Annotated in this window: 22 protein-coding genes; 7 read left to right on the top strand and 15 right to left on the bottom strand. The window is 70.4% G+C overall.

All coding sequences use genetic code 11. From position 1 onward, the window contains the following. Positions 1 to 205: 205 nt before the first annotated feature. The 7 genes from ACFPIJ_RS36935 to ACFPIJ_RS36905 form a co-directional block, all read right to left on the bottom strand. Positions 206 to 1,135, bottom strand: a complete 930-nt coding sequence (locus ACFPIJ_RS36935; RefSeq protein WP_380122365.1) for a CPBP family glutamic-type intramembrane protease — start codon at positions 1,133 to 1,135, stop codon at positions 206 to 208. Continuing rightward, positions 1,132 to 1,671 carry a PadR family transcriptional regulator gene (locus ACFPIJ_RS36930; RefSeq protein ID WP_380122363.1) on the bottom strand — a complete coding sequence of 180 codons (540 nt, stop codon included), beginning with the start codon at positions 1,669 to 1,671 and terminating at the stop codon, positions 1,132 to 1,134. The genes ACFPIJ_RS36935 and ACFPIJ_RS36930 overlap by 4 nt, the downstream gene beginning before the upstream one ends. Before the next feature lie 87 nt (positions 1,672 to 1,758). Beyond that, a complete protein-coding gene (locus tag ACFPIJ_RS36925) occupies positions 1,759 to 3,075 on the bottom strand; it encodes a class I SAM-dependent methyltransferase (RefSeq protein WP_380122361.1) in 1,317 nt (438 codons plus the stop codon). Next, positions 3,072 to 4,439: an FAD-binding oxidoreductase gene (locus tag ACFPIJ_RS36920; RefSeq protein ID WP_380122371.1), complete on the bottom strand. Its 1,368-nt coding sequence runs from the start codon at positions 4,437 to 4,439 to the stop codon at positions 3,072 to 3,074. The genes ACFPIJ_RS36925 and ACFPIJ_RS36920 overlap by 4 nt, the downstream gene beginning before the upstream one ends. A gap of 141 nt (positions 4,440 to 4,580) precedes the next feature. Continuing rightward, positions 4,581 to 5,810: an RNA polymerase sigma factor gene (locus ACFPIJ_RS36915; RefSeq protein WP_380122369.1), complete on the bottom strand. Its 1,230-nt coding sequence runs from the start codon at positions 5,808 to 5,810 to the stop codon at positions 4,581 to 4,583. After that, a complete protein-coding gene (locus ACFPIJ_RS36910; RefSeq protein WP_380122359.1) occupies positions 5,798 to 6,124 on the bottom strand; it encodes a YciI family protein in 327 nt (108 codons plus the stop codon). Before ACFPIJ_RS36910 ends, ACFPIJ_RS36915 begins: the two co-directional genes overlap by 13 nt. Before the next feature lie 54 nt (positions 6,125 to 6,178). Next, positions 6,179 to 7,552, bottom strand: coding sequence for a condensation domain-containing protein (locus ACFPIJ_RS36905; RefSeq protein WP_380122357.1), 1,374 nt, complete (start codon positions 7,550 to 7,552; stop codon positions 6,179 to 6,181). Between the two features lie 80 nt (positions 7,553 to 7,632). On the opposite strand from ACFPIJ_RS36905, the gene ACFPIJ_RS36900 reads away from it, so the two are divergent. Beyond that, a complete protein-coding gene (locus tag ACFPIJ_RS36900) occupies positions 7,633 to 8,268 on the top strand; it encodes a class I SAM-dependent methyltransferase (protein WP_380122355.1) in 636 nt (211 codons plus the stop codon). Positions 8,269 to 8,326: 58 nt separating this feature from the next. Beyond that, positions 8,327 to 9,415 carry a baeRF3 domain-containing protein gene (locus tag ACFPIJ_RS36895; RefSeq protein WP_380122353.1) on the top strand — a complete coding sequence of 363 codons (1,089 nt, stop codon included), beginning with the start codon at positions 8,327 to 8,329 and terminating at the stop codon, positions 9,413 to 9,415. 56 nt (positions 9,416 to 9,471) lie between these two features. Here ACFPIJ_RS36895 and ACFPIJ_RS36890 read toward each other — a convergent pair whose 3' ends face one another. Further along, positions 9,472 to 10,038: a TetR/AcrR family transcriptional regulator gene (locus ACFPIJ_RS36890; protein WP_380122351.1), complete on the bottom strand. Its 567-nt coding sequence runs from the start codon at positions 10,036 to 10,038 to the stop codon at positions 9,472 to 9,474. 82 nt (positions 10,039 to 10,120) lie between these two features. Between ACFPIJ_RS36890 and ACFPIJ_RS36885 the strand changes: the two genes are divergently transcribed. After that, complete coding sequence (locus ACFPIJ_RS36885) at positions 10,121 to 10,738, top strand: NAD(P)-dependent oxidoreductase (RefSeq protein WP_380122349.1); 618 nt, start codon at positions 10,121 to 10,123, stop codon at positions 10,736 to 10,738. A gap of 144 nt (positions 10,739 to 10,882) precedes the next feature. Here ACFPIJ_RS36885 and ACFPIJ_RS36880 read toward each other — a convergent pair whose 3' ends face one another. From ACFPIJ_RS36880 to ACFPIJ_RS36865, 4 genes are all read right to left on the bottom strand, one after another. Beyond that, positions 10,883 to 12,652 carry an ABC transporter substrate-binding protein gene (locus ACFPIJ_RS36880; protein ID WP_380122347.1) on the bottom strand — a complete coding sequence of 590 codons (1,770 nt, stop codon included), beginning with the start codon at positions 12,650 to 12,652 and terminating at the stop codon, positions 10,883 to 10,885. A 281-nt stretch (positions 12,653 to 12,933) separates the two neighbouring features. After that, positions 12,934 to 13,344, bottom strand: a complete 411-nt coding sequence (locus ACFPIJ_RS36875) for an RpiB/LacA/LacB family sugar-phosphate isomerase (RefSeq protein ID WP_380122346.1) — start codon at positions 13,342 to 13,344, stop codon at positions 12,934 to 12,936. An 18-nt stretch (positions 13,345 to 13,362) separates the two neighbouring features. After that, complete coding sequence (locus ACFPIJ_RS36870) at positions 13,363 to 13,950, bottom strand: hypothetical protein (RefSeq protein WP_380122344.1); 588 nt, start codon at positions 13,948 to 13,950, stop codon at positions 13,363 to 13,365. A gap of 21 nt (positions 13,951 to 13,971) precedes the next feature. After that, on the bottom strand, positions 13,972 to 14,919 hold the full coding sequence (locus tag ACFPIJ_RS36865; RefSeq protein WP_380122342.1) for a DMT family transporter: 948 nt from the start codon (positions 14,917 to 14,919) through the stop codon (positions 13,972 to 13,974). On the opposite strand from ACFPIJ_RS36865, the gene ACFPIJ_RS36860 reads away from it, so the two are divergent. Beyond that, positions 14,918 to 16,306, top strand: coding sequence for an aminotransferase-like domain-containing protein (locus ACFPIJ_RS36860; protein WP_380122340.1), 1,389 nt, complete (start codon positions 14,918 to 14,920; stop codon positions 16,304 to 16,306). The two genes, ACFPIJ_RS36865 and ACFPIJ_RS36860, sit on opposite strands and share 2 nt — an antisense overlap. Positions 16,307 to 16,332: 26 nt before the next feature. On the opposite strand, the gene ACFPIJ_RS36855 is transcribed toward ACFPIJ_RS36860, so the two are convergent. Further along, a complete protein-coding gene (locus tag ACFPIJ_RS36855) occupies positions 16,333 to 20,613 on the bottom strand; it encodes a galactose-binding domain-containing protein (RefSeq protein ID WP_380122338.1) in 4,281 nt (1,426 codons plus the stop codon). Positions 20,614 to 21,152: 539 nt separating this feature from the next. On the opposite strand from ACFPIJ_RS36855, the gene ACFPIJ_RS36850 reads away from it, so the two are divergent. Then, entirely contained in the window at positions 21,153 to 22,430 is a 1,278-nt protein-coding gene (locus ACFPIJ_RS36850) for an ROK family protein (protein WP_380122337.1), read from the top strand. Here the strand turns inward: ACFPIJ_RS36850 and ACFPIJ_RS36845 are convergent. Next, positions 22,408 to 23,499 (bottom strand): cytochrome P450, encoded by a 1,092-nt coding sequence (locus ACFPIJ_RS36845; protein ID WP_380122335.1) that lies wholly within the window; start codon positions 23,497 to 23,499, stop codon positions 22,408 to 22,410. The genes ACFPIJ_RS36850 and ACFPIJ_RS36845 overlap by 23 nt on opposite strands. A gap of 82 nt (positions 23,500 to 23,581) precedes the next feature. Between ACFPIJ_RS36845 and ACFPIJ_RS36840 the strand changes: the two genes are divergently transcribed. Continuing rightward, positions 23,582 to 24,208: an alpha-ketoglutarate-dependent dioxygenase AlkB gene (locus ACFPIJ_RS36840; RefSeq protein WP_380122367.1), complete on the top strand. Its 627-nt coding sequence runs from the start codon at positions 23,582 to 23,584 to the stop codon at positions 24,206 to 24,208. Between the two features lie 83 nt (positions 24,209 to 24,291). After that, positions 24,292 to 24,657: an STAS domain-containing protein gene (locus ACFPIJ_RS36835; RefSeq protein WP_380122333.1), complete on the top strand. Its 366-nt coding sequence runs from the start codon at positions 24,292 to 24,294 to the stop codon at positions 24,655 to 24,657. Between the two features lie 217 nt (positions 24,658 to 24,874). Here the strand turns inward: ACFPIJ_RS36835 and ACFPIJ_RS36830 are convergent, their stop codons facing one another. Further along, a complete protein-coding gene (locus ACFPIJ_RS36830) occupies positions 24,875 to 26,386 on the bottom strand; it encodes a dolichyl-phosphate-mannose--protein mannosyltransferase (protein WP_380122331.1) in 1,512 nt (503 codons plus the stop codon). Positions 26,387 to 26,405 lie beyond the last annotated feature (19 nt).

Genomic DNA, 26,405 nt, shown 5'->3' with positions numbered 1-26,405 from the left:
GGCGTGCGGCGCGGGCGCGGCGGCGTGCGGCGTGGAGGCGGGCGGCCCGGAGGCCTGCGGGAGTTCAGAGGTCTCCGGCGAGCTGTGCGCACCCGGCGGCTGGCCCGGCGTCGCGGGATGTGCGGCGGTGGGCGGTGCGCTCCACTGGCGGTCCTCGTCACTCATGGTGTCCACCTTGCACAACGCACCTCCGCCAAAACTGGACTTATCCTGGGAACTCGCCGTGAGCCTCGTGCAGGGTGGTCAGCACCACCGCTGGGTCACGCTCGGGCCGCGGAGCCGGCGCCTGGTCGGGCCGGCGACCGGACACCAGGAGCAGGCCGAGCGCGCCGAAGAGCACCATCACCACGACCGAGCTGGCGATCGGGGAGAACAGCGCGTCGGCGTGGCCGGTGAAGCCGAGGTGGCCGTTGACGACCAGCGGGGTCGCGATCGCGTTGGTCATGCTGTGCAGGACGACGCCCGGCCAGATCGAGCCGGTGCGGACCCTGACCTCACCATAGAGCACGGCGGCCGCGGTGAGGCCGGCGAACATCAGCACCAGGAAGAGCGGCCACGACAGCGACGTCACGAGGCGCATGTCGGCGGCAGAGGTCCACATCAGGTAGAGCGGCAGGTGCCACGCCGACCACACGACCCCGACCAGCAGGTGCGGTGCCAGGCGGCTGGGCAGGCTGAGCGCCATGGCCGTGCGCGTGCCGTACCCGCGGAAAATGAACTCCTCGATCGGATTCTTGATCACTTGGACCGCGAAGACGGTGAGGAACGCGGCGACCAGCGGTTCGCTGCCCGTCCAGGAGAACGTCACCGCGCCCACGGCGAGGCCGGCGCCGACGCTGACGGCGGTGATCACCGGATACAGCAGCAGGGCGGCGGTGAACCAGCGGGTGCGATGCGGGAACCGGAGGGTGAGGCCCAGGGGTCCGGCGCCGTCGCGGGAGGCGAAGAAGAGCACGACCGCGGTGACCACGGGGCCGAGGATGAACACCAGCATGCCGGGGGTGCCGCCGCTGTCGCTGAAGGCGGCGTCGTTGGCCAGCTCGGCGCCACCGGCCAGGTCGGCGGCGACGCCGAGCCAGCCGGCGCCGGCGACCGCGACGGCGAAGAGGACGAAGTTGCGCCGGGCCCGGGTCATTGCTCCCCCTGCAGGGTGTCGAGGCATTCGTCGGCCCAGGCGACCGCTGCCCGGGCGTGATGGATCCCGGCGAGGACGGTCATGCGGATGAACGGCCAGTCGGGCGTGTCGCCCTCCGCAGCCTGCAGCCCCGCGAGGAGCTGCTCGTATTCGGCGAGCTGCGACGAGGCGGCGTCCCGGGCCGACTGCAGCAGCTCCCGGCACCGGTCCCGGCCGAGCACGCGGCCGAAGAAGAGCCGCAGCAGCAGCCCATTTCGCGGTGGGCTCTCCTGGACGGGTTCGTTCAGGAGCTCGATCAGCCGGGCCTCGCCGGACCTGGTGATGGCGAAGACCGACGAGCGGGCCCTGGCACCGCCCCGGCGCTCCACGTGGCCCGCGTCCTCGAGGGCCTGCAGCGTGGGGTAGATCTGGCCGAAGCTCTCGCTCCAGAAATGTCCGAGCACGTCCCGGATCGCCTCGCGCAACGCGTAGGCCGTCATCGGCTCGACGCTCAACCCGCCCAGGACCGCCACCTGCGTCTGGCTGGATCTACTCATGACCACCTCATGTATCTGGCAGATATTTCTAGCAGATACATTGTCCCAAAAACAAGGCGCCTTTCAGAGGCGCCTTGTTTTCAGAGGTCAGGCGGTCCAGTCGGGCCGCAGCGGGTAGGAGGAGTCGCCCAGGCGGGTGGTCTTCGTGCCCAGGATCTGGTGCAGCTGGATCTGGTTGCGTTCGAAGGCGAACCGGGAGCCGGCCATGTACAGCCCCCACACCCGCGCCGTGCCGAGGCCGACCTCGTCGACGCAGGCGTCCCAGTGCTCGACGAGGTTGCGGTTCCACCCGGCGAGGGTGTGCGAGTAGTGCATCCGCAGGTTCTCCTCGTGCTGCACCTCGAACGCCGCGTCGTGCACCGCGCTGACGAGCTTGCCGGGGCTGGCGAGCTCGCCGTCCGGGAAGACGTACCGGTCGATGAACGCGCCGGTGCGGTGCGAGGTGCGGTTGTCGGCGCGGGTGATGCAGTGGTTGAGCAGCCGGCCGCCGGGCTTGAGCCGGTCCCGCAGCGTCTTGAAGTACCGCGGGTAGTTGCGCAGCCCGATGTGCTCGGTGAGGCCGATGGAGCTGATCGCGTCGAAGTGCTCCAGGGGCGCGTCGCGGTAGTCCAGGTGGCGGACCTCGGCGAGGTGACCCAGGCCCTCGCGTTCGATCGCCGCCTGCGCCCACGCGGCCTGCTCCCGCGACAGGGTCACGCCGAGGGCCTTGACGCCGTACTCGCGGGCCGCGTGCCGGACCATGCCGCCCCAGCCGCAGCCGACGTCGAGCAGCCGCATGCCGGGCTTGAGCGCGAGCTTGCCGGCGACCAGGTCGTACTTGTTGGACTGGGCCTGCTCGAGGGTGTCGCTCGGCGAGCGGAACACCGCGCAGGTGTAGGTCATCGACGGGCCGAGCACCTTCTCGTAGAAGGCGTTGGAGACGTCGTAGTGGTGGTGGATGGCCTCGGCGTCGCGGCCTCGGCCGTGGCGCAGGCCCTGCAGGGTCCGCTTCCAGTTGGGGGTGTGCTCCTGCGGCGGAGGTGGCGGCGGACGCAGCCGCTCCCAGCCGAGGCCGCGGACCAGCCGGAGGGCGTCGGCTGGTGACGGCATGCGCAGCTCGAGGCCGTCGAGGGCCTTGAGTGCCTCGTACGGGTCGCCGGGGTGCACGCCGCGCAGTTCGAGGTCGCCCGTCACGTACGCACGGGCCATGCCGAGGTCACCGGGGGCGGTGAGCAGGTAGGACAACCCGCGTTCGGAGGCGACGTGCAGGCCGATCGTCGCCGTGGCGGGTCCGACCGCGCTGCCGTCGTACGCGGTGACGCGCACGGCCGGCTCGCTCGTCGTGACGGCGCGGACGATGTCCGCGACGGTGGGCATCGGCGGCCGCTGCCGCGGCGCCGAGGAACGCTTGTTGGTGATGGTCATCGTCGCCCCACTACCTTGTCGTAGAGGTCGGTCAATCTGTGGTCTGGGTCGTAGCGGTCCTTCGCGACGCGGTACGCGGTGGCACCGTAGAGCCGGTCGAAGGTTTCCCGGTCGTAGTACGCGTCGGAGTACAGCGACTTGTGGCCGCCGAACTCGGACACCTTTGCCTCGATGGCCCGGTTGACGTCGCCGTCGGCGGCGCCGGGCACGATCGGCACCGTGCCCCAGAATCCGACGTTCACGTAGGGCTCGCCCGCGTGCATCGGGTAGAGGGGCCAGGCGGTGCCGGAGCGCAGGCGCAACGGGCACAGCCAGATCGGTGCCATCGGCACGTTGTCGGTGAACCACTCCAGGAACTTCCCGGTCAGGGCCAGTGGCAGCTCGACGTCCTGCACCACCCGCTCCCGGTCGGGGTTGCCCCGCCAGCGGTCGACCTTCGCAGCGACGCCGTAGCGGTTCTCCAGCCGCACGATGCGGTGGTAGACGTCGCTGCGGCGCAGCCGGGTCGGCCACAACCTCCGCAGGAGCGGCTGTTGCGCGCCGAACGCGGCCGAGCACCAGAACCAGTCGGTGTCCCACCGCCACAGGTAGTCGTAGGCGGTGAGGTGGTCGGTCGCCTTGGACCGCAGCGACTGGTAGTAGATCGACTGCCCGGTGTAGTCGCTCGTGGTGCCGGTGCCGCCGAAGCGGCCCAGCACCAGGTAGGACTCCTCCGGGCGGAACACGACGCCGTCCATGACGTCGACGTCCTCGCCGTCCCAGTGCCCGGTGCGCATCACCTCACCGACGGCTTCGAGGAGGTCCCCGACGTCGTCGAAGCGGATGTTGCGCAGCGCCACCTGCGGGGTGATGGGCTGCAGCTCGATGCGCAGCCGGGTGGCATACCCGAGACTGCCCAGCGAGTTGGGGAACGCGGCGAACAACGAAGCGTGCTCGTTGTCGGGCCGGGCCGTGACAACCTCACCGGCGCCGGTGAGGATGTCGAGCTCGATCACCGACTCGTGCGGCAGTCCGTGCCGCCACGAGGTGGCCTCGATGCCGAGGCCGGTGACGGCGCCGCCGAGCGTGATGGTGCGCAGCTGCGGCACGACCAGCGGCATGAGTCCGTGCGGCAGGGTCGCGTCGACGAGATCCTCGTACGTGCACATGCCCTGCACGTCGGCGGTCATCGCCAGGGGGTCGATCTCGATGACGCCGTCGAGGCCGCTGACGTCGAGGCCGGCCGGTCCGGCCGCGGATCTCGGGCGGAACAGGTTGGATGTCTTCTTGGCCAAGCGGACCGGGCTGCCGTCCGGCACCGCCGCATACGAGGCTCGCAGCACGGCCACCGCGCGCTCGTGCTCGGGTCTCCCTTTCGGGTTGATCCGTCTCACTCGATCACCTCCTTTCCTGTGAAGGTCCCCGTGACCTTGCACATTCCAGGTGTTCAAGAGTTGAAACTTGCACATCAGGCAAGATCAACCAATGGCTGGTGATCAACCTCACGGCACGCGCCGGTAACTTGACTAAGCGAGTTCCTCAAGTCTCCTGGCGAGGTATCGCCGCTCCGCGTCCGTGCCGACGATCGACAGCGCCTCACGGTATGCCACCACAGCCTCCTCCCGCCGCCCGAGCCGGCGCAGCAGATCCGCCCGGGTCGCCGGCAGCAGGTGATATCCGGTGAGGTGACCGTCGTCACGCAGCGCGTCGACGAGCGCCAGCCCGGCCGCGGGCCCGTCGGCCATCGCCACCGCGACCGCCCGGTTCAGCTCCACGACCGGCCCCGGGACGAGGCGGATGAGTTGCCCGTACAGCAGGCTGATCTGCGGCCAGTCGGTCTCCTCGGCGCGGCGCGCGGACGCGTGACACGCCGCGATCGCCGCCTGCACCTGGTAGCGGCCGGCCCGGCGCCGGCGCAGCACCCGGTCGAGGATCGCCAGGCCCTCCTCGATCCGCGGGTGATCCCAGGTGGTGCGGTCCTGCTCCTCGAGCGGCACCAGGTCCCCGCCGGCGTCCAGGCGGGCGGGGCGGCGGGCCTCGTGCAGCAGCATCAGCGCGAGCAGGCCGTGCACCTCGGGTTCGTCGGGCATCAGCGCGGCCAGGACCCGGCCGAGCCGGATCGCCTCGGCGCTGAGGCCACCCCGGATGAGCACCTCGCCGCCGGTCGCCGCGTAGCCCTCGTTGAACAGCAGGTACACCACGGCGAGGACCGCCTCGAGCCGCTCCGGCAGCAGGTGCGCGGGCGGCACCCGGAACGGGATCGCGGACCGGCGGATCTTGTTCTTGGCACGCACCAGGCGCTGCGCCATGGTGCGCTCCGGCACCAGGAACGCCCGCGCGATCTCCGCCGTGCTGAGCCCGGTGAGGCTGCGCAGGGTCAGCGCCACCCGCGTCTCCAGCGACAGCGCCGGATGGCAGCAGGTGAAGACCAGCCGCAGCAGGTCGTCCGGCACGGCGTCGGGCTCGTCCCAGGGATCGGCTTCCGGCATCGACATCGCGACCTCCCGCAGTTTTCCGGCCTCGACGGCGTCGCGGCGCAGCCGGTCGAGCGCCCGGTTGCGGGCGGTGGTGGTGAGCCAGGCGCCGGGCCGCCGCGGCACCCCGTCGACGGGCCAGCGCGCGAGCGCCTGGGCGAAGGCGTCCTGGGCGCACTCCTCGGCGAGGTCCCAGTCGCCGGTGGACCGGATCAGTGTCGCCACGATCCGGCCCCATTCCTCGGCGTAGACGGCGGCGAGGAGCTCCCTCACTCCTGCCAGAACGGCCGCACCTCGATCCGGCCGTGGCGGGCCATCGGGTGCTGCGCCGCGACCTCGATCGCCTGGTCGAGGTCGGTGCACTCGATGATGTCGAAGCCCGCCATCTGTTCCCTGGTCTCCGCGTACGGGCCGTCGGTGAGCAGCACCTCACCGTCGCGGACCTGCACGGTCGTCGCCTCGTCCGGAGACACCACCCGGTTGCCGAACAGCCGGATGCCCCTGTCGTCCATCTCCTTCACCCACGCGACGATGTCGTCGCTGGTCGGGTCCTCGCTGGCCTTGCCGTCGGCGACGACCATCATCAGGTACTTCACGACCACACCCCTTCCGTCCGTGTCGCTGTCGTGCTCACGACGAACGGTGGGGCCTCAGATCGACAGGGTCCCCACGACAATTTTGCCGGCGGCTTCCACCACGAGCGCCTCGATGCCGCGCAGGTGCTCCTCGACCGCGGCCGCCGGCAGCACCGTCGTGTCCGCGAACAGCGTCAGGTCCATGCTGCCGGGCACCGCGTTGACGTGCAGGAAATAGCGGGCACCGTAGTGCTCGACCCGCTCCCAGCGCAGGGTCGTCGCCGGCAGCAGCGCCTCGATCGCGGCGGGCGTCACGTCCCCGCCGGCGGCGACCGGGGTCTGCGCGTCGAACCGGCGGTCGTTGAACGACACCGACAGGTCGACCTCGCCGCCGCGCGCGGCCCCGACGTCCGCCAGGAGCTCGTCGAGCTCGGCCGGGTCGTACTGGGCGTGCAGGTACGCCTGCAGCGACGCCCGCATCGCGTCCTGGATGACCGCCGGCAGGTCCCCGGCGCCGGTGTCCACCACGCACAGGCCATCCTGCGACGCGGGGCCGACCGAGCCGGCGAGGCCGGGCCGGAAGCGGTTGCTGACGATCACCTGCAGCACCGCCTTCTGCATGTCGGTCTGCCGGGCCAGTTGCACGGCGGCGGCGGCGAGGATGACGGCCGAGGTGCTGACCTGCTCCCGGCCGGCGAGCGCGGTGACGGCGAGGTCCCCGGCGGGCGAGCTCAGCGTCGCGGACCAGAACGGCGGCTCGCCCGCCGGCGACCCGACGGCGTCCGGGAACCGTTGCAACGGCACGGTTTCCAGGTGCCGACGCCAGTACCGCAGCGCCTTGGCGCTCTGCCGCCGGCCGGCTGGCGACTGCTGGTGCAGGGCCTGGTCGTAGGGCTGCCGGTCCGACGAATCCGCGAGGGGCTCGCCGCGCAGGCCCAGCACGACGTCGCGGACGAGGGCGGTCAGCCCTCCGCGGTCGGTGACCAGGTGGCAGATGCCGAACACGGCGTGGGTGACGACGTCGCCGACCCGCACCGCGCCGACCCGCAGCGGCCACTCGTGCGGGTAGTCGTACGCCGGCTGCGTCAGCCGCTCCTGCAGCGCCTTCGCCGCCGCGGTGGCGGTCCCGGCGGTCGCGTCGACGACCTGGACCTCGATCGTGCCGGCCGCGGCGAGGACCTGCCGCGGTGCGCCGTCCGCGTCGGCACGGACCCTGGTGCGCAACGACTCGTGCCGTTCCATGACCGTGCGGACGGTGTCGGTGATCCGCGACAACGGCGTCCCGGTGGAGATGCCCTCGCCCTCCAGGTCGGTGACCCAGCTCATGTTGAGCGCCGCGTCGTCGGGGACCATCCGCTGGATCGCCCGCCAGATCGCGACCTGTCCCCAGCTCAGCGCGCTGACCCCGCTCCGGCTGCCGCTGAACTCCACCACGACCGCTGTCGTCATCGTTGGAATTCAAGCCACATGCTTCAATGGCTGTCAATATAGGGCCATCCACACCATGCCTGTCCTGGTTGAATGGCGCGGTGAACAGAGACTGGGTCCGTTGGCACCAGGAATACGACACGCCGGGCTCCGCACTCGATCGCCGCCTCGAGGTCGTGCGACGGGACCTGCGCCGGGCGCTGGGCACCTCGCCGGCCGAGCCCGACGGCACGCGGCGGGTGCTCAGCATCTGCGCCGGCGAGGGCCGCGACGTGCTGCCGGTCATCGCCGAACACGACCGCCGGGTCCGGGCGCTGCTGGTGGAGCTCGACCCGACCCTGGCCCGGCGGGCCCGCGAGACCGCCGACGACCTCGGCCTGTCCGGGGTGGAGATCCGCACCGCCGACGCCGGCCAGGCCGACACCTACCTCGACGTGTGGCCCGCGCACGTCCTGCTGGCCTGCGGGGTCTTCGGCAACGTCAGCGCCGACGACGTCCGGCGCACCATCGCCGCGCTGCCGACCCTGCTCGTCGCGGGTGGCATCGTGATCTGGACCCGGGCCCGCGGCGACGGCGGATCCGAGCCGGCGCAGGAGATCCGGGCACTGTTCGCCGAGCACGGCTTCACCGAGCTGTCCTTCACCGCCCCCGAAGACGCCCGCTTCCGGGTCGGCATGCACCGGCTCGCCGGCACGGCGCGACCCGGCGCGCTCAGCGGCCGCCTTTTCACCTTTTGACCCGTTTTCATATGGTACGGGTGAGCCAGCGCGCCGCCTACCGAGCAACCGTGGGCGCATGACGGTGAAGGATCTGGCCACCCTGACGCCGAGCGGCTACCCGGCGGTGTCCCTGCTGATGCCGACGCACAAGACGCCGCCCGACAACCAGCAGGATCCGATCCGGCTGCGGAACCTCCTCACGGAGACCCGCCGCCGCCTCGAGGCGGACGAGGGGGTGCCCGCCGACGTCGCCGCCGCGGTGTACGACGAGATCGCCGAGGCCGCCGCACACGTCGACCTGCGGCAGGTGGGCGAGGGGCTGGCGCTGTTCGCCTCGCCCGGGCAGGTGCACGTCCGCCTGCTGGAGACCCCGGTCCACGAGCGGGTCGTCGTGGCCGACACCTACGAGATCCGCGACGTCGTCGCCGACGCGGCCCGCCGCCACCGGTACTGGGCGCTGGTGCTGTCCGAGCAGCCGACCCGGCTGTGGAGCGGCGACGGCAGCACCCTCGTCGAGGTGACCTCGCACGGCTTCCCGTTCACCCACGAGGGCCCTGGCGGCACCCAGGGCCTGCCCCGCGACTACGGCCAGAACCCCAGCGCCCACCGCGACGAGCGGCACCGCCAGTTCTTCCGCGACATCGTCACCGGCCTCACCCAGGTCGACGCCCTCGACACCCGGCCGGTCTTCGTCCTCGGCGTCGAGCGCTACCTGGCCTTCTTCAGCGCCGAATGGACCGCGGCGATCGCCGGCACGGTCCCCGGCAACTACGACCACGCCGGCCCGCACGACCTGCACCGCATCCTGGCCCCGCACCTCGCCGCGTATCAGGCCTTCGAGCAGATCGCCGCCCTGGAACACCTCGACGTTGCCCGCGGCGCGAACCGTTACGCCGCCGGCCTGCCCGAGGTGTGGCAACTGGCCTGCCAGGGCCGCGGCGCGCACCTGCTGGTCGAGGAGGACTACCACAGCCCCGCCTGGATCCACGACGACCACCTGCACCCCGCCGAGCAGCAGCCGACCAGCGCTCCGGCCGGCACCCTCGTCGACGACGCCGTCGACGACGTGGTCGAACAGGTCGCCCGCCAGGGCGGCGACGTCACCTTCGTCGGCGACGGCAGCCTCGCCACGGACGGCCGGATCGCCCTGATCCTGCGCTACTGACCGGCTTCCGCGCCGGGCCGGGCCGGCGGCGGCGCGGCGCTCCAGGCAGCGCGGCGCTACAGGCGGAGCTGGGCGACGAAGGCGGTGGCGGACTCGAGGTCGGCGCGGTGGTCGGCGAAGTGGCCGATGAAGGCGAGCTGGAAGCAGGCGCCGAGCAGCAGGCCGGCGATCGCCTCCAGGTCGGCGTCCGGGGTGATGCGGCCGAGGCGCTGCTCGGCGCGCAGGTAGTCGACCAGGCCGTCGTTGGCGCGGTGGGGGCCGAGGTTCTGGGCGCGGAGCCGGTCGCGGTGGGCGTTGAGGATCGCCGGGTCGGAGAAGATCGAGGCGAACATCGGGAAGCCGTCGCGGTAGAAGCCGATCGCGACGGTGGCCAGCTCGGTGAGGATGTCCCGGACGGTGCCGGTGCCGACCCGGTCGGACATGGTCTGCAGCATCGGGATGAACTGCGGGCCGCGCTCGTGCAGGACCGCCACCATCAGCTCGATCTTGTCGCGGAAGTGCTTGTAGAGCGTGGCCTCCGAGTAGCCGGCGGCGCGGGCGATCTCCTTGGTGGTGGAGTTGGCCAGTCCCCGGGTCCGCAGCACCGAGGCGGCGGCGTCCAGGATCACCTCACGCGTGGCCAAGCCGGCTCCCTTGACAAGTTAGTGAACACTCACCCACCATCATAGTGGTTAGTAAGTGCTCACTCACCACCGAGGGGACGACATGAAGGTGACCGTGTTCGGAGCGACCGGCGGGATCGGGCGGCACCTCGTCGAGCAGGGACTGCGGCTGGGCTATGAGATGACGGCGGTGGTCCGGCGCGACTACGACGTGCCGGGCGCGACCGTGGTCCGCGCGACACTGGAGGATGCCGCGGGCCTCGAAGGAGCCGTCGCGGGCCGGGACGCCGTGCTCACCGCACTCGGGCGCCGCAAGGGCGGCCCCGCCACCGTGCAGGCGGACGGGGCACGGGCCGCGGTCGCCGCGATGCGGGCGACGGGCGTGCGGCGCATCGTGTCGGTCGACGCGGCGGGGCGGGTCGCCGACCGCGGCGACAGCCTGCTCATGCGTGCGGTGGCGAAGCCGCTGCTGCAGCGGGTCCTGAAGGAAGGCTTCGACGATCTCGCCGAGGCGGAGCGGGTCCTGCGGGCCAGCGGCCTGGACTGGACGCTGATCAGCCCGCCCCGGCTCACCGACGGCGGCCACCGTCCATACCGGACGGTCGTCGACCGCAACGTCCACGGTGGACGGACGCTGTCCCGGGCCGACGTCGCCGACGCGATGCTGAAGTCCGTCCGCGACGACACCCACATCCACCGCCGCGTCAACATCGCCTACTGAGCGACGACGACAGCACCGCGGCCCGGATCCGACGGGCACGGATCCGGGCCGGACGACTCGCGGCCACCCCAAGGAGGCAAGGCGGCCGCGAGCGTCACCGCATGCCCGGGAAGTCCCTCGTCAACCCGGGCATTCCCGGTGCGGTCAGCTCACCCCGAGGCTGCCGAAGTCCACCATGCCGTAGTACTGGCTGATGAAGACGTTGGTGAGCCGCGGGTTGCGGTAGTTGAGCGCCTTGTCGACGGTGAACGGCACCAGCACCGACTCGTCCATGACGAGCTTGTTGACCTGGCCCCAGATCTCGGCGGACTTCTTCGGGTCGGACTCCGCCCTGGCCTGGTCGATGAGCTTGTTGATCTCTGGGTTGTCGAGCTCCTCGAGGTTCTGGTTGCCGCTGGGCAGGATCAGCCGGCCGTCGACGAGCACCTGGAGGAAGCCCGCCGGGGTCGGGAAGTCGGCGCCCCAGCCGGCCATGATCAGGCCGTAGCCCTTGCTGTGGGTGTTGGACGGCGCGCCGACGGTGGACCGGAAGTAGAGCGAGGCATCGCTCGGGTCGAGGCGGGCGTTGATGCCGATGCTCTTCATCGCGGCCTGCAGGGCCTCGGCCGTCTTCGGCTCCTTGCCGGAGTTCCGGGTGGCGATGACCGTGTCGAAGCCGTCCTTCTTGCCGCACAGGGCCAGCTCCTCCTTGGCCTTGTCGATCTGCGGCTTGCCCGACTTGGTGTTCAGCGGGTCGAGGTTCGGGTCGTGGCCGGCGATGGTCGGCGGGATCATGTTGGTGGCGATCTCGCCGCCGGCCTCGGGGCCGCCGCGGGCCGTCTGCAGCGTGATCTTGTCAGTGGCGTACACCACGGCCTTGCGGCAGTGAATGTTGTCGAACGGTGCGACCTTCGTGTTGATGGCGAAGTAGCGCAGGAAGCCGGTGGTCGGCGCGTCCGCGTACTTCTTCACCTCGGGGTTGAGCAGGATCTTCGGCTGCGAACCCTGCTGGACGCCGGTCTGCGCGAGGTTGAGGTCGACGTCGCCGGCCAGCAGCTGGTTGTCGATCTCCTCGACGGCGGTGCCGAAGGTGACCTCGACGCGGTCGGGCAGCGCCTTGCGGATCGGGTCGGTCTTCGGGTCCCACTGGTCGTTGCGCACCAGGACGGCCTTCTTGCCCTCGTCGTAGGACTCGAACTTGTACGGTCCGGAGGAGACCGGGTGGTTCGCGTACTGCTCGCCCTTGTCCTTCGCCTTCGGCACGGGGCCGGCACCCGGCATCGCGAGCAGGTAGGTGAAGTCGCTCAGTGGTTCCTTGAGCGTGAACACGATGGTCTTGTCGTCGGGCGTCTGCACCGACCGGAGGCCCAGCTTGTCGGGGTCGGCGTCCTTGTACGGCCCCGGGTACTTCTGGCCCTGGTCGAGCACGTCGACGAGGTAGCTCGGGCCGCCGGACAGCACGTCGGAGGCGAACACGCGCTCGATGCCGTACTTGACGTCCTTGGATGTGATGGGCGAGCCGTCCTCGAACTTCAGCCCGTCGCGCAGGGTGAAGGTGTACTTCTTGCCGCCGTCCTCGATCTTCGGCAGGTCCGTGGCCATGTCGGGGGTGAGCACGAGGCCGTCGGCGCCGGGCTTGGCCTGGTTGGTCACCAGCGTGCGGACGTAGTACCCCTTCATGAAGTTCCAGATGTTCGCGTACCACGCGCGCACCGGGTCGTAGGAGTCGGGGTTGTCGTGGTTGGTGAGCTTGAGCGTGCCGCCCTTCTTGTCCGAAGGGTTGACCACGCCGGTGATCGCCGCGTTGAACCCGCTGGCACCTTTCTGCGTGTTGTCCTTGCTGCTATTGTTGCTGCTTGAGCCGCTGCCACAGGCGGACAGCACAAGCGTCGCGGTGACCGCCCCGGCCACCAGCGCACCTGTTCTGATATTCACGTGTGTTGAACCTTCCCGGATGCCACGACTGTGCGGTCGTGGACGGCGTTTCGGCACACGGGCAGCACGCATCGCCAGGCGTCCACGATGGACCCTCTACTGTGGACAGGCGCGGGCATGCACCGCGCCCACCGTGTGGGTCGTCGAGTCGTCTGTACGGGGCTACGAAGCTGCTCGCATGACGGCGATGTGCGTCGCCGTTCATTGAGCAAAGACCTCGGGCACCGCGATGCGGTTGCGGCGGTTCAGGTCACGCTTCGATTAAGGGGCCGACCGGTCACTCAGTCGAGCGACGCGATGTTGTCCGCCTCTGCGGGGTCGGGGTCCTCGACGGCGAGAAACGCGGCGAGGACCTCAACCGCGACGTCGGGCGCGAGCCGCTTGAGGCTCATCGCGAGGACATTCGCGGCGTTCCAGAGCCGGGCGCCGCGGGCGATCCACGGGTCCCAGGCGAGCGCCGCCCGCACGCCCGGCACCTTGTTGGCGGCGATCGCCGTGCCGGTGCCGGTCCAGCACATCACGACGCCGAGGTCCGCGCGGCCGTCGACGACGGCCCGGCCGACGGCGGTGCCGAGGTCCGGCCAGGGCGCGCCGGGCGCGGCGACGTCCAGCACCTCATGGTGCTCGGTGAGGTGCCGGACGACGGCCGCGGTGGTCTCGTTGGAGTCGTCTGCGGCGAACGCGATACGCACGCTGTCCAACGTAGTCCGTCAGTCGTCCCAGTCGCTCCCCGACGACGTGCTCTCCAGGGCCGACATCATCGACGTGCCGATGGTGAGGAAGTCGCCGCGGACCTTGTCGGGGGTGAGCGTGGTGCCGGCCGGTGCGGTGATGTTCAGGCTGATGTAGAGGTTGCCGTCGTAGAAGTCGAGCTCGTACATGAGGGCGCCGCCGGCGGTGGTGTACATCGCGAACGCCTTCGTGCCGATGCCGTCGACGTCCACCACGGTGGCGCCCGCGCTGGTGGACCCGAGCGCGAGCTTCTTCACCGCGTCGTAGTGGGTCCGCACGTCGGACCCCGACGACGGCACGTCGATCATGACGGTGAGCGTGCCGGTCGCCTCGAAGGAGACGACGCAGCCGCCGTAGGTGCGACCGAAGGCCGTGGTGTCCTTCGGCTGCTTGTCCTTGACGGTCCCGAAGGCGGAGACGCCCTGGGCGCCGGTGACCGTGGCGCAGGCGTCGGCGGGTTTGGTGTATGAGGTGTCAGCAAGGAAGTACAGGGCCACGCCGCCGCCGCAACACAGCAGCAGCAGCGAGCCCGCGATGATTCCGAGGATGAGGAAGACTTTCTTCACGCGGTGATGCTGGTGCCCGGTTCAGCGAAGATCAGTCGCGTACCGGCCAATGTCATCAATCGGGCGCGCGACGGTAGCGGCGCGCAGCCGCTGCGTGAGCGCGACGCACACCAGGACCGCGACGGCGGCGGTGATCGCGCCCGGCGGGACGGACTCGTGCAGCAGCAGCGCCGACCAGGCGAGGGTCAGCACCGGCTGGGAGAGCTGGAGCTGGCCGATCTTCGCGACACCGCCCCGGGCGAGCCCTCCATACCAGGCGAAGAAGCCGAGGAACATCGAGATCAGGGTCACGTAGGTGAAGCCGGTCCAGGCCGCCGCGGACGCGTGCGGCGGCTGGTGCGCGACGGAGATCACCGTCACCGCGACCGTGACCGGCAGCGACAGCACGAGGGCCCAGCAGATGGTGCGGGCGCCGCCGAGGTCGCGGGCAAGCGCGCCGCCCTCGGCGTAGCCCAGGCCGCACAGGGCGACCGCGACGAGCAGGAACAGGTCGGCGGGCCCGACGGACCCGTGCACCGCGCCGCTGGCGACGAGGAACACCAGCACCGCGGTGAGCCCGGCACCCCCGGCGATCCAGAACGCCGGCGACGGGCGCTCGCCGCTGCGCAGGACGGCGAAGCCGGCGGTGATGGCGGGCAGCAGCGCGATGACCACGGCGCCGTGCGACGCGGTGCTCGTGACGAGGGCGAGGGACGTGAAGAGCGGGAAGCCGACGACCACGCCGAGCGCGACGACCGCGAGCCGCCGCCACTGCGCGGGCGTGGGGCGGGGCGCGCGGGTGACCGCGAGGTACGCCAGCGCGAGCAGTCCGGCGCCGACGGCACGGCCGAACGCGACGAACCAGGGGTCGAGGTCGCCGACGGCGACCCGGGTGGCCGGCAGCGACATGCTGAACGACAGGACCCCCAGCAGGCCCAGAACCACGCCCGTTATCGCCTTCGGCGCAGTAACGCTATTCTTGTCTCTCATGAATGACGATAACGCAGCGGCCCGCGTTATCCAAGATCTCCGGGCGGCGGCCAGCGTGGCGGCACCGGGATCGCGGCTGCCGACGGTGCGCGAGCTCAGCGCCCGCCACCAGGCCTCGCCGGTGACCGTGACCCGGGCGATCCGCACGCTGACCGCCGAGGGGGTCCTGGACGCGCAGCCCGGCCGCGGCACGTTCGTCCAGCGCCGGGCGCCCGCCGCCGGGCCGCAGGATCTCAGCTGGCAGTCGATCGCGCTCGGCGCCCGGCCGCCCGGCGAGGACGCGATGCAGGCACTGCTCGCCGTCCCCCGGCCCGGCATGATCCCGCTGTCCAGCGGCTATCTCGAACCGGACCTGCAGCCGGTCGCGGTGCTCGGCGCGGCGCTCGCCCGGGCCGCCCGCCAGCCCGCCTCGTGGGGGCGCGGGCCGGTCGAGGGGCGCGAGGACCTGCGGGCCTGGTTCGCCCGCACGGCCGGCGGTGCGCTGCGGGCCGAGGACATGACCGTCTGCCCCGGCGGGCAGTCGGCGCTGTCGACCGCGTTCCGGGCCCTGTGCGCGCCCGGCGACGCGATCCTGGTGGAGGCGCCGACCTACCTCGGCGCGCTCGCCGCCGCCCGCGCCGCCGGGCTCCGGGTCGTGCCGGTGCCCACCGACGCCGAGGGCGTGCGCCCGGACCTGCTGCGGGCCGCGTTCCAGCGCACCGGCGCCCGGCTGTTCTACTGCCAGCCGCTGTATGCGAACCCGCACGGCGCGACCCTGTCCGCGGCCCGCCGGCCGGACGTGCTGGCGGCGGTCCGGGCGGCGGGCGCGTTCCTGCTCGAGGACGACTACGCCCGGGACCTGGCGATCGACGGCGATCCCCCGCGGCCCCTCGTCGCCGACGACCCGCACGGGCACGTGGTGTATCTGCGCTCGCTCACGAAGTCCGCCGCGCCGGGGCTGCGGGTCGCGGCGATCGGGGCCCGCGGTGCGGCCGGGGCCCGGTTGCGCGCGGCGCGGGTCCTCGACGACTTCTTCGTCTCCGGCCCGTTGCAACAGGCGGCCCTGGACCTGGTGACGTCGCCGGCCTGGGCCCGGCACCTCAAGGCCCTGCGGGTGGCGCTGCGGGCCCGCCGCGATGCGCTGCTGGAGGCGCTGGCGGTGGACGTACCGACGCTGCAGTTGGCTCTGGCTCCTGCGGGAGGGCTGCACGTGTGGGGACGGCTGCCCGAGGGCGCCGACGACGTCGCCGTGACCAACGCGGCGGCGGCGCTGCAGGTGGTGGTGTTTCCCGGCCGGCCGTGGTTCGCGGCGGAGCCCGACGGCGCGTATCTGCGGCTGACGTTCGCCGCTGCGGCGCCGGAGCAGTTGCGGGAGGGGGTCCGCAGATTGAAGGGGGCCGCCGGATGAACCGACGGCCCCCTCGTTGAACGGTGTTACGGGTTGATCGTGATGACGAGCAGGGTCGGGTTCAGGTTCCTGACGTCGATGTAGTTGTTCGTCAGCGTCAGGTGGTTGAACGTGACCGCGCCTCGCGCCGGGCCCTGGCCCGCCTCGGGGAGCTCGTTGGCCCAGATCGCGTAGCCGGACTTCGCGTCGTATGCGTCACCGGAGCGCTGGGCGCCGGAGATGCTCACGTTCGTGAAGATGGTGTCCGTGATCGGATTCTGCGGGGAGCTGCCGACGTAGTTCGTCTGGAACATGATGCCGGAGTAGGTCGGGTCGATGATGTCCACATCGTTGACCCGGATGCCCTGGAACACCTTGGATGCCGAGAACACCCAGATCGCGCCGAACACCTGGTTGCCCCAGAAGTGGCCACCGGAGCGGACGACCGAGATGTTCGAGAACTGGGTGGGCGGGCTGGCCCCGAAACCGTTCATCGGGTAACCGAAGTCGAGCGAGCTGATGGTGATGCCGCTGTAGACCAGGGTGTCGGCGATGTAGATGTTCCGGAACGTGTTCGCGTATCCGCCGTAGACCGCGAGCCCGGCGGCACGCCAGGTCAGGGTCGTGGACAGGTTCTCGTAGACGTTGTCCTTCTCGTCGGAGCCACCGGCGTCGATCGCCGAGAACAGCGCGAAGGCGTCGTCACCGGTCGAACGGGCGTCGTTGTTGGTCACCAGGTTGTTGGTGCTGCCGTTGGTCATGTTGATGCCGTCGGCGAAGGTGTCCCGGATCCGCGAGTTCTTGATCGTCATGAAGTCCGTGTTGGCACCCCAGTACATGCAGACCATGTGCTCGGTCCAGATGTTGTCGATCGTGATGTTGGCGACGTTGGCGAAGTCGAAGACCTTGCCGGGGCCGTCGTTACGGATGATGTAGTTACCGAAGTAGGCGAAGCCGGAGAACGTGGAGCCGCCCGCGGCCGCCTCGGCCCGGAAGCCGACGTCGGTGTTGTCCTGCGTGGACGGTGCGTAGAACCGGGTGAACCACGGGCCGGCGCCGATGACCTTGATCGCCTTGCCGTAGACCTGGAACTTGCTGGCCGTCTGGTAGTCACCGGTCGGCAGGTAGACACCGAGCGCGGTGCTGCTCTGGCGGGCCTGGTCCAGGGCGTTCTGCACGTCCTGGTGGGTGAAGCCGGCCGGGACGATGTACTTCGTCGGGTCCGGGTTCGGGATGACCGTGGCCTGCTCGAGGTTGATGAAGTCGACCGCGATCGGACCCGTGTTGGCGGCGTCCTTCTGCAGCTTGATCGTGGCGCCGGCCGCGACCGTGGTGCCGAGCAGCACGTTGGCCTCGTCGTAGATGTGGCGCGGGCCGGTGCCGGAGTTCTGCGGCGCCGTCTCGTTGCCGTACAGCCACGCGTACTTCGACGTCAGCGGGATGTTCTTGAGGAACGTGCCGTTGACGTAGATGTTGAGCGTGGTGGTGGTGTTGTCCGGGATCGAGAACCGCACGACGAGGGTGTTGGTCTGCGCCTTGGTGGTCCACTGGACGTAGTTGCCGGTGCTGTTCAGGTTGACGGCCTTGCGGCCGGAGGCCTCACCGGCGATGTCGCCGACGGTCCGGTTCGGGCCGACGACCTGCGCGCCGCCGCCGACGGTGCCGTCCTCGGCCTCGTACATGTCGTACGGCATGTTCGCGCCGCGGCCGACGAAGAACGAGGTCGTGGAGGTGTTGTTCGCCTGCTTGACCGACAGCTCGTTGGTGTCCGCGGCGATCACCGTGGTCACCGTGTACTTGCCGTTGGCCGCCGTCCAGGTGCCCAGGTTGACCGGGGTGCTGGTGGCGCCGGCGTTGATCACGCCGGTGTAGGAGCCGGTCAGCGTCTTGACGGTCGCGCCGCTGGTGGCGTCCTTCAGGGTCACCGTGATGCCGTGGGCGCCGCCGGCCGAGGCCTGCGTGCCCTGGTTCTTGATGGCGACGGTGAAGGTGACGGTGTTGCCGGCCGACGGGTTGCTCGGCGACCAGCCCGACGGCGAGGCGATCAGGTCGGACGTCTGCACCGGCGCGACGGTGAACGCGGAGCCGGTGAAGGTGTTGTTCGCGTCGTCCTGCTCGACGACCGTGTTGCTCTCGTCGACCTTCGCGATCGGCGTGTAGGAGCCCGCGTCGCGGGCGCCGATGCTGGCGGTCACGTTGGCGGTCGCGCCGGCGGCGAGTGCGCCGACGTTGGCCGTGCCGACGAGCGTGGTGCCGAAGTAGAACTTGACGTTCGTCGCCGCCGAGCCCGCGGTGCCCTGGTTCTTCACCACGGCGGTGAGGCTGAGCGCGTCGGTCTCGATCGGGTTCGCCGGCGAGCTGGAGATGCCGGTGACGACCAGGTCCGGGTTCGGCGCCGCGACACCGAAGACCTGGAACTCGGCGATCTGGCCGGACGGCGCGCCCGTGTTGGAGTTGATCTTCAACTGGACGTCCGCGACGCGGGCGGTCAGCGTGATGTCGACGCTGTTGCCGGTGGCCGGGTCGAAGCGGTAGTCCCGGGCCGGCACCAGGCTGGTGAGGCCGGACGCGCTCTGCTCACGGCCGAGGACCTCGATGTTCTGGGTCCGGGCCCCCCACGCGGTGCTGGGGTCGAGCTTCAGCGTGATCTTGCTGATGTCGGCGTTCGCACCCAGGTTGGAGGTCAGGGTGGCCGGGAAGCCGCCCGCGCCCTCCCAGTAGGTGGTGACGCTGTTGTCGACGGCGTTGGCCGGGATGAACGTGAAGACCGAGCCGTTGGCCGTGACCGGCTTGTTCACCGAGAGGTTGGTGCCGACCGGCGGGTTGCCGGTGCCGGTGCGGGTGACGGTGTTGCTCGCCGCCGAGTTGTTGCCGGCGGCGTCAACGGCCTTCACCTCGTAGGACACGGTGGCCGTGTCGGGCTGGTTGTCGGTGTACGTCAGCAGCGTGCCGGCCACGTTCGCCCGGTAGGAGCCGTTGGCGTAGATGTCGTAGCGGGCGATGCTGCCGCTGTTGTCGGTCGACGCGGACCAGGTCAGCTTGATCTGGCCGCTGGCCGGCTGGGTGTAGGCCAGGTTCGACGGGGCGGTCGGTGCCTGCGTGTCCGGCGTGGTGCCGGTGCGGGTGACCGTGTTGCTGCTCGGCGACTGGTTGCCGGCCGCGTCGCGGGCCTTCACGAAGTACTGCACGGTCGCCGTGTCGGGCTGCGAGTCGGTGTAGGTGAGCACGGTGCCCGCGACGCTGGTGCGCAGCGCACCGTTGGCGTAGACGTCGTAGCCGGCGATGCTGCCGCTGTTGTCGGTCGACGCGTTCCAGGTCAGCTTGATCTGGCCGCTGGCCGGCTGGGTCAGCGCGAGGTTGCCCGGCGCGGTCGGCGCCTGGGTGTCACCGCTGGACGGGCCGTAGACCTCGAGCTCGGACAGCTGCGCGGCGGCCCAGCCCGTGTTGGCCGAGATGCTCACCCGGATGTAGCGGGTGGTCAGCTGGGTGAACGGGATGGTCACCGTGTTGCCGGTGCCCTGGTTGAACTCGTACTGCGCGGAGCCCAGGATGTTGGTGAACGAGCTGCCGGTGGTGCTGCCCTGCAGGGTCAGCGTCTGGCTGCGGGTGCCCCAGTTGGTGGGCAGCTTCAGCACGACCGAGCTGACCGGCACGGCCGAGCCGAGGTCGACCTGGACCCACTGCGGCAGCGCGCCGCTGCTCTCCCAGTAGGAGGCCTGGTTGCCGTCGCCGGCGTTCGCGGCGGTGTACGAGGCGTTGGTGCTGCTGGAGGAGAACGTCTTGCCGGCGGCCAGGTTGGTGCTCGACGACGCGACGCCGTAGATCTCGAACTCGGAGATCTGCGCGGCGGGCCAGCCGGTGTTGGCGGTGAAGTTCAGCCGCACGTACCGGGTGTTGACCGCGGTGAAGTCGATGGTGACGGTGTTCTGCTGGGCCGGGTTGAAGCTGTACCCGAGCGACCCGGCGATCGTGCTGAACGAGCTGCCGTCCGTGCTCCCCGTCACCGACAGGGTCTGCTGCCGCGTCGCCCAGGCGGTGTCGTTGGGCAGCTTCAGCTTGACCTGGTCGATGTTCTTGGCGCTGCCCAGGTCGATCTGCGCCCACTGCGGGAAGGCGTTGTTGGCGCTCTCCCAGTAGGTGGCCTGGTTGCCGTCGTTGATGTTGCCGATGCCGTTGGCGCCGTTGGTGCTGCTCGACGTGGCGGGTCGGCCGCTGGCGAGGTTGGGTCCACCGGCGGCTTCCGCCGGCAGAATCTGAGCCGTAACCGCGACCAGGGCTGCCACGGCGAACGCCGAGAGCACCCTTCGCGTCACGTGCCTCTTACTCATCGCGATCCTTTTGTTCCAGGGGACGGGGTGTGCGGTGCGGGAGTTGGCGGCTCCGCGAGGGACCGCGGGGTTGGCGGTCGGGATCCCTCGTGCAGTGGCGGTGCGGTGCGGCACGCGTGACCCGTTGGCGGTGAGGTCACAGCGTGAGTTGCGGAGAGTGGCGAGAGTCTGCCGTCGGCTTGTTGGAATCTTGCATAGCGTTGGCCCAAATGTTGCAGACTTGCTACCAAGAAGTCAACGGCTGTCACTGGATTCGGCAGCGAGGGGTTCTGTGGCATCACGTGGGGTTCTTGCGTTGGATCGTGGGCACCTCGACACGGGTGTTGAAATGAGTTTCGAAACGTTCTGGATTCGTTGCCCGGGGGGCTGGTGTTGCTGGGATGTTTCGTGGTTGATTCGTCGGACTGACAGACGAATGGGCTGCGTCGAAGGTCGCCGATGCCCGATGATCGCCCGATCGTCGACGGCCGCCGCGATCGTCGACAGTCGCCCGATCTTCGATGGTCGCCCGACAGGAGTCTCCCGATGGTGCGCTTCAGATGGTGAGCAAGGAGAGGGCCGGCGCCGGTTCCGTCGACGAGCCCACGGACCAGCTCGCCCTGCGCCGGGCCAACCTGAGCCGGACCCTGCGGCACATCCGCACCAACGGGCCCCGCTCCCGGGCCGCGATCGCCGCCGCGACCGGCCTGCACAAGGCGACGGTGTCGAGCCTCGTCGACGAGCTGCTCAGCCGGCGCCTGGTCCGCGAGATCGGCACCGAGCACTCCGGCGCGGCCGGGCGTCCCGGCCGCGGCATCGCGCTGTCCCCAGACGTCGGCGCGGTCGGCATCGAGATCAACGTCGACTACCTCGCCGTGCACGGCAGCGACCTCACCGGCCGCACGGTCATCGAGAAGCGGGTCAGCTTCGACGCCAAGGGCCGCGACGTCGAGCGCTGCCTCGACGACCTCACCCAGGCCGCCCAGCGGTCCCTCGCCGAGCTGGTCCGCCGCGGCGTGACCCCGGTCGGGCTGACCGTCGCCGTGCCGGGCCTCGTCGACGTGGCCCGCGGCGTGGTCGTGCTCGCGCCCAACCTCGGCTGGCGCGACGTCCCCGTCGCCACCCGCCTCGCCCACGGCCTCGACCCCGACCTGTGGATCGGCGTGGACAACGACGCCAACCTGGCCGCCCTGGCCGAGTACACCTGGGGGGTCGCCGCCGGCACCGACGACCTCGTCTACCTGACCGGCGAGGTCGGCGTGGGCGGCGGGGTGATCGTCAACGGCCGCCTCCTGCGCGGCGCCGACGGCTTCTCCGGCGAGGTCGGGCACCTGCCGCTCGACCCGGGCGGCGACCTGTGCGGCTGCGGCCGGGTCGGCTGCTGGGAGACCAAGGTCGGCCTCGCCGAACTGGTCCGCCGGGCCACTCCGGATGCCGCCTACGGCCTGGAGCAGGGCCCGATCCCCGACCCAGAGGAGCGGGTCGCGGAGGTGCTGCGCCGGCTCGGCCGCGGCGACAAGGCGGTGGCCGCGGCGGTCGCCGAGGTCGGCCGCTGGCTCGGCCACGGCGGCGCGATCCTGGTCAACCTGTTCAACCCGCGGGTGATCGTGCTCGGCGGCTACTTCGCCGAGCTCGCCGACCACCTGATCCCCTCGGCGCAGGCGAACCTGGCCCGCCTGGCGGTCGCCAGCACCGCCGCCCGCTGCCACTTCGTCGCGTCGCATCTGGGCTTCACCGCGGCCGCGCGCGGCGGCGCCGGTGTCGTGGTCGAGCGCATGATCGAGGATCCGACCGCGGTGTCCCTCGCGCCCGCGCCTACGCTGGCGGCCGCACGCTGATGATGAAGTCCCGCAGCTCGTAGCTGGAAATATCCGGTTTCATCGCGACCCGCGGTGGTTTGACCATGCGCAGACCCTCGATCGCGAACAGCTTGCTGAGGAAGATGTCGGCCTCCTGGATCGCCACGTAGGCGCCCGGGCACTTGTGCGGCCCGTCGCCGAACGCCAGCCCCGGCCCTTCGTCGGCGCGCTCCAGGTTGGCGGTGCTGACATCGACGTCCACTAGCGCGTCCTTCGGGATCACCGCTTCGCCGGCCGGGATCGCCGCGGTCGTGCGCCGCTTGAGGTTGCCGACCACGGGCTCCAGCCGGAGCAGGTCGTGCAGCAGCGCCACCCTCGTGGTCTCGTCGCCGCCGGTGTACCGCTGGCGAAGTGCGTCGTCGGTGAACAGATGCCAGGCCACGACGTTGACGAATTCGCGGGTCGTCACCATGCCGGCCGCGGCGAACGTCAGGCACTCCCCCAGGATCTCCCCGTCGCGGCAACCTTCGTCGATCAGGTGCGAGATGAGGTCGTCGCGTCGCTGCCGGCGCCTGACCTTGACCGCGGGACGCACGTCGGCGAGGTAGATGCCGAGAAACTGGAAGTTCTGCTTGAACACCCAGTAGATGCCGTGGAGGCTCGTGAACCCCGGCTTGCCGAACTTCTCCGGAAAGAACCTGTCGAGGCGCTTGTCCAGGCCCGGCCGGCTCTCCGTCAGGCCGATCACCGCGGACACGACCTCGATCGCCATCCGGAAGCTGAGCTTGGCGAGGTCCACCGCCGGCTCGGACCGCAGGTGCGCGAGCTGCTCGTCGGCGACCCGCTCCATCAGCTCGCGGTAATGCTCGTCGACCCGTCTCGGCGTGAAGTACCGGGCCGTCTGCCGGCGATGCTCCCGGTGCTCCTCGCCGTCGCGGTACAACACCGGGCGGCGGATGCTCGGTGGCAGCTTCTCGACCGTCTCCACGCCGAGGCCCGCCTGAACCGTGCCGGTGCTGCGCAGCACCTCCTTGGCCTGCGCATATCCGGTGACCCGCACCGCCGTGCCGTCGGGTTCGTAGGTGCGATCGATTTTCCTGCTACTCATGGTGACCCATACGATACGGGTTCGACGGTTCGGTGTGTTGCTCGTACGTTTGTTCGAAATGGAGTGTAAACTTGATCGCATGATGGAGCTCGCGTACCAGCCGTCGATGCTGGACACGGTCATGCCCGCCGTGGGGCCGCTCACCGGCGGAATGGTGCGCCACCAGCTCAGCCGCGGCGCCTGGGTCGACCACCTGCCCGGCTGGGTCCTCGGCTCCGACACGATCCTCTCCGTGCTGCTGGAAGAGGTGGACTGGCGCGCCGAGCGCCGCAAGATGTATGACGGCGTCGTCGACGTCCCCCGCCTCCTGCGTTGGTACGGTGAACGCGACGAGCTGCCACACCCGCTGCTCACCGAGGCCCGCCGCGACCTGACCCGGCACTACGTCGAGGAGCTCGGCGAGCCCTTCGTCACCGCCGGCATGTGCCTCTACCGCGACGGCCGCGACAGCGTCGCCTGGCACGGCGACACCATCGGCCGCGGCGCCCGCTTCGACACGATGGTCGCGATCGTCTCGTTCGGCTCCCCGCGCACGCTGCTGCTGCGCCCCCGCGGCGGCGGCGACAGCATCCGCTTCCCGCTCGGCCATGGCGACCTCGTCGTCATGGGCGGCTCCTGCCAGCGCACCTGGGAGCACTCCATCCCCAAGACCGCCCGCCCTGTGGGCCCTCGCGTCAGCGTGCAGTTCCGCCCCACCGGCGTCGCCTGATCGGGTTCGATCCCTCGATTGATGCGGGACGGCCGCGCAACCCGTATCGTGAGACCGGCTCGGATATTGAGAAGGTGAGCCAAATGAACCAGGGCGATCGTTTCGCGGTGTTCCCGGAGTTGCACATCACGGTCGACCCCATGCCGAACCAGGCCATCAGAGTCAGGGTGGCCGGCGAGGTCACCCTGGAAAACGTGGCCCAGCTGCGCACCGTCCTGCACCGCGCCATCGACGACGTCCGCGCCACAGGGGTCGAGGTCGACCTGAGCCTGGTGTCGTTCATCGACTCGACGGGCATCGGCAAGCTGGTCGGCGCCCGGGCCCACGCCCGGTCCAACAACAGCGACCTGTGGATCGTGAACCCCAGCCCGGGAGTGCGGCGGGTGCTGAACCTGCTCGGGCTGATGGAGGTGCTCGGCGCCCCGGACGCCACGGGCACGGCCGCCTGATCACCGTCCGGATGGTCGCCTGGACTCGCCTGGGCGGCCACCACGCTTCCGTCGGTCAAGCGCGGGCCGTGTCATGTCGCTGGTTGCGGTTCGCGGTTCTGGTCAGCATGACCTTCAAATATTCGCCCAACGTTGCGGAGCCATCAAGTCCCCGCAACTCTGGGCGAATATTTGAAGGTCTGGCCGACAAGAGACAGCGAGCCGCAACCACAGCCGGCTACATCCAGCGAGAGCCCAGCCACATCCTCGACAGCCACTCAGCGTTCGTGATGTCCACCGCGGCATAGATCGGGTAGAAGTAGGCAAAACACACCGCGACCAGCGACACATACGTCCCCGCGACGATCGCCCCGATCAGCCGGCGGTCGCTGGTCGGGTCGACGTGGCGGGGCGGGCCGATGATGGCGCCGAGGACGTACACGACGGCGAGGACCAGGAACGGTTCGGCGGGCAGCGCGTAGAAGGCGAACATCGTGCGGTGCGACGGCATGGACTGGAACCACGGGAGGATGCCGGCGAGGGCGCACGCCATGATGAGCCAGGCGCGCCCGTCGCGGCGGGCGATCGCGAGCCAGCCCAGGGCGACCAGCGCCGGGAGGAACGACCACCACAGGACCGGGGTGCCGAGCATCAGGATCTGCGAGACGCAGCTGGTCGCGTCGCAGGGGCCGTCGGTGTTGACGTACATGCTGACGGGGCGGCCGAGCAGCAGCCACATCCACGGCCACGACTGGTAGGGGTGCTTCTCGTCGAGCTGGGTGTGGAAGCCGTACGCCTCCTGGTGGTAGTGCCACAGGTTGACCAGCGGGTCGATCAGCCGGTCGTGCGGGAGGCCGTTGGTCTGCGCGTACCAGTGGCGGAAGTAGCCGTCGTCGGAGGCGAACCAGCCGGTCCAGGTGGCGAGGTAGGTCACGAGGATCAGGGCGCCGAAGACGAGCACCCACCGGCCGTCACTCGTGATCGCGGTGTGGACGGGGTGGCGGGCGCCGGCGGTGCGGCGGGCGCTGGCCTCGAAGACGACGGTCAGGGCGGCGAAGAGCAGGATGTACCACAGCGCGCTCCACTTGACCCCGGCGGCGAGGCCGAGGGAGACCGCGCAGGCCAGCCGGTACCAGGGGATGCCGAGCCGGGGGTGGTCGGGGTCGCCGCCGGTCTCCAGCACGCGGAGCCACTGGGCGCGGCGGTGTTCGCGGTCCAGCACCAGGAAGTAGAACGCGACCACGATCCAGAACATCAGGAAGATGTCCAGCAGCGCCGCCCGCGACAGCACGAAGTGCATGCCGTCCAGCGACATCAGCAGCCCCGCCGTCGCCGCCAGCAGCGTCGAGCGGAACAGCTTCCGCGCGGCGAGGACGATCAGCAGGATCGACACCACCCCGACCGTGACCGCCGCGATGCGCCACCCAAACGAGTTGTACCCGAAGATCTGCTCGCCGAGCCCGATCATCCACTTGCCCAGCGGCGGATGCACCACGTACTGCGGAGTGCTGTCCTCCGGGTTCCACTCGACCCCGTGCTGCAACAGGTCCCACGCCTCGTTCGCGTAGTAGACCTCGTCGAAGATCGTCTCCTTCGGATGGGACAGATTCACCATCCGCAACAGCAGACCGATCCCCGTGACCAGGATCGCCGCCAGCCAGAACCCCGGCGTGGCGGGTGCGGGCCGGGCGAGCCGGCGACGGACCACGTCGGCGACCGGGGACGGCACGGTCTGGGCATCCGAGGTCATCCGGTGATCGTAGGGGTGC

Origin of the sequence: Dactylosporangium cerinum, from assembly GCF_042653625.1 — a bacterium.
Lineage (GTDB): Bacteria > Actinomycetota > Actinomycetes > Mycobacteriales > Micromonosporaceae > Dactylosporangium > Dactylosporangium cerinum.
The sequence above is the reverse complement of the archived record's forward strand: the minus strand, read 5'-3'. Positions and strand labels throughout refer to the sequence as shown.

Coding starts and splice junctions, on each gene's coding strand:
- ACFPIJ_RS36935 (WP_380122365.1), bottom strand. CDS start 1,135: ATGACCCGGGCCCGGCGCAACTTCGTCCTCTTCGCCGTCGCGGTCGCC.
- ACFPIJ_RS36930 (WP_380122363.1), bottom strand. CDS start 1,671: ATGAGTAGATCCAGCCAGACGCAGGTGGCGGTCCTGGGCGGGTTGAGC.
- ACFPIJ_RS36925 (WP_380122361.1), bottom strand. CDS start 3,075: ATGACCATCACCAACAAGCGTTCCTCGGCGCCGCGGCAGCGGCCGCCG.
- ACFPIJ_RS36905 (WP_380122357.1), bottom strand. CDS start 7,552: ATGACGACAGCGGTCGTGGTGGAGTTCAGCGGCAGCCGGAGCGGGGTC.
- ACFPIJ_RS36895 (WP_380122353.1), top strand. CDS start 8,327: ATGACGGTGAAGGATCTGGCCACCCTGACGCCGAGCGGCTACCCGGCG.
- ACFPIJ_RS36885 (WP_380122349.1), top strand. CDS start 10,121: ATGAAGGTGACCGTGTTCGGAGCGACCGGCGGGATCGGGCGGCACCTC.
- ACFPIJ_RS36860 (WP_380122340.1), top strand. CDS start 14,918: ATGAATGACGATAACGCAGCGGCCCGCGTTATCCAAGATCTCCGGGCG.
- ACFPIJ_RS36865 (WP_380122342.1), bottom strand. CDS start 14,919: ATGAGAGACAAGAATAGCGTTACTGCGCCGAAGGCGATAACGGGCGTG.
- ACFPIJ_RS36855 (WP_380122338.1), bottom strand. CDS start 20,613: ATGAGTAAGAGGCACGTGACGCGAAGGGTGCTCTCGGCGTTCGCCGTG.
- ACFPIJ_RS36850 (WP_380122337.1), top strand. CDS start 21,153: ATGGTGAGCAAGGAGAGGGCCGGCGCCGGTTCCGTCGACGAGCCCACG.
- ACFPIJ_RS36845 (WP_380122335.1), bottom strand. CDS start 23,499: ATGAGTAGCAGGAAAATCGATCGCACCTACGAACCCGACGGCACGGCG.
- ACFPIJ_RS36840 (WP_380122367.1), top strand. CDS start 23,582: ATGGAGCTCGCGTACCAGCCGTCGATGCTGGACACGGTCATGCCCGCC.
- ACFPIJ_RS36835 (WP_380122333.1), top strand. CDS start 24,292: ATGAACCAGGGCGATCGTTTCGCGGTGTTCCCGGAGTTGCACATCACG.
- ACFPIJ_RS36830 (WP_380122331.1), bottom strand. CDS start 26,386: ATGACCTCGGATGCCCAGACCGTGCCGTCCCCGGTCGCCGACGTGGTC.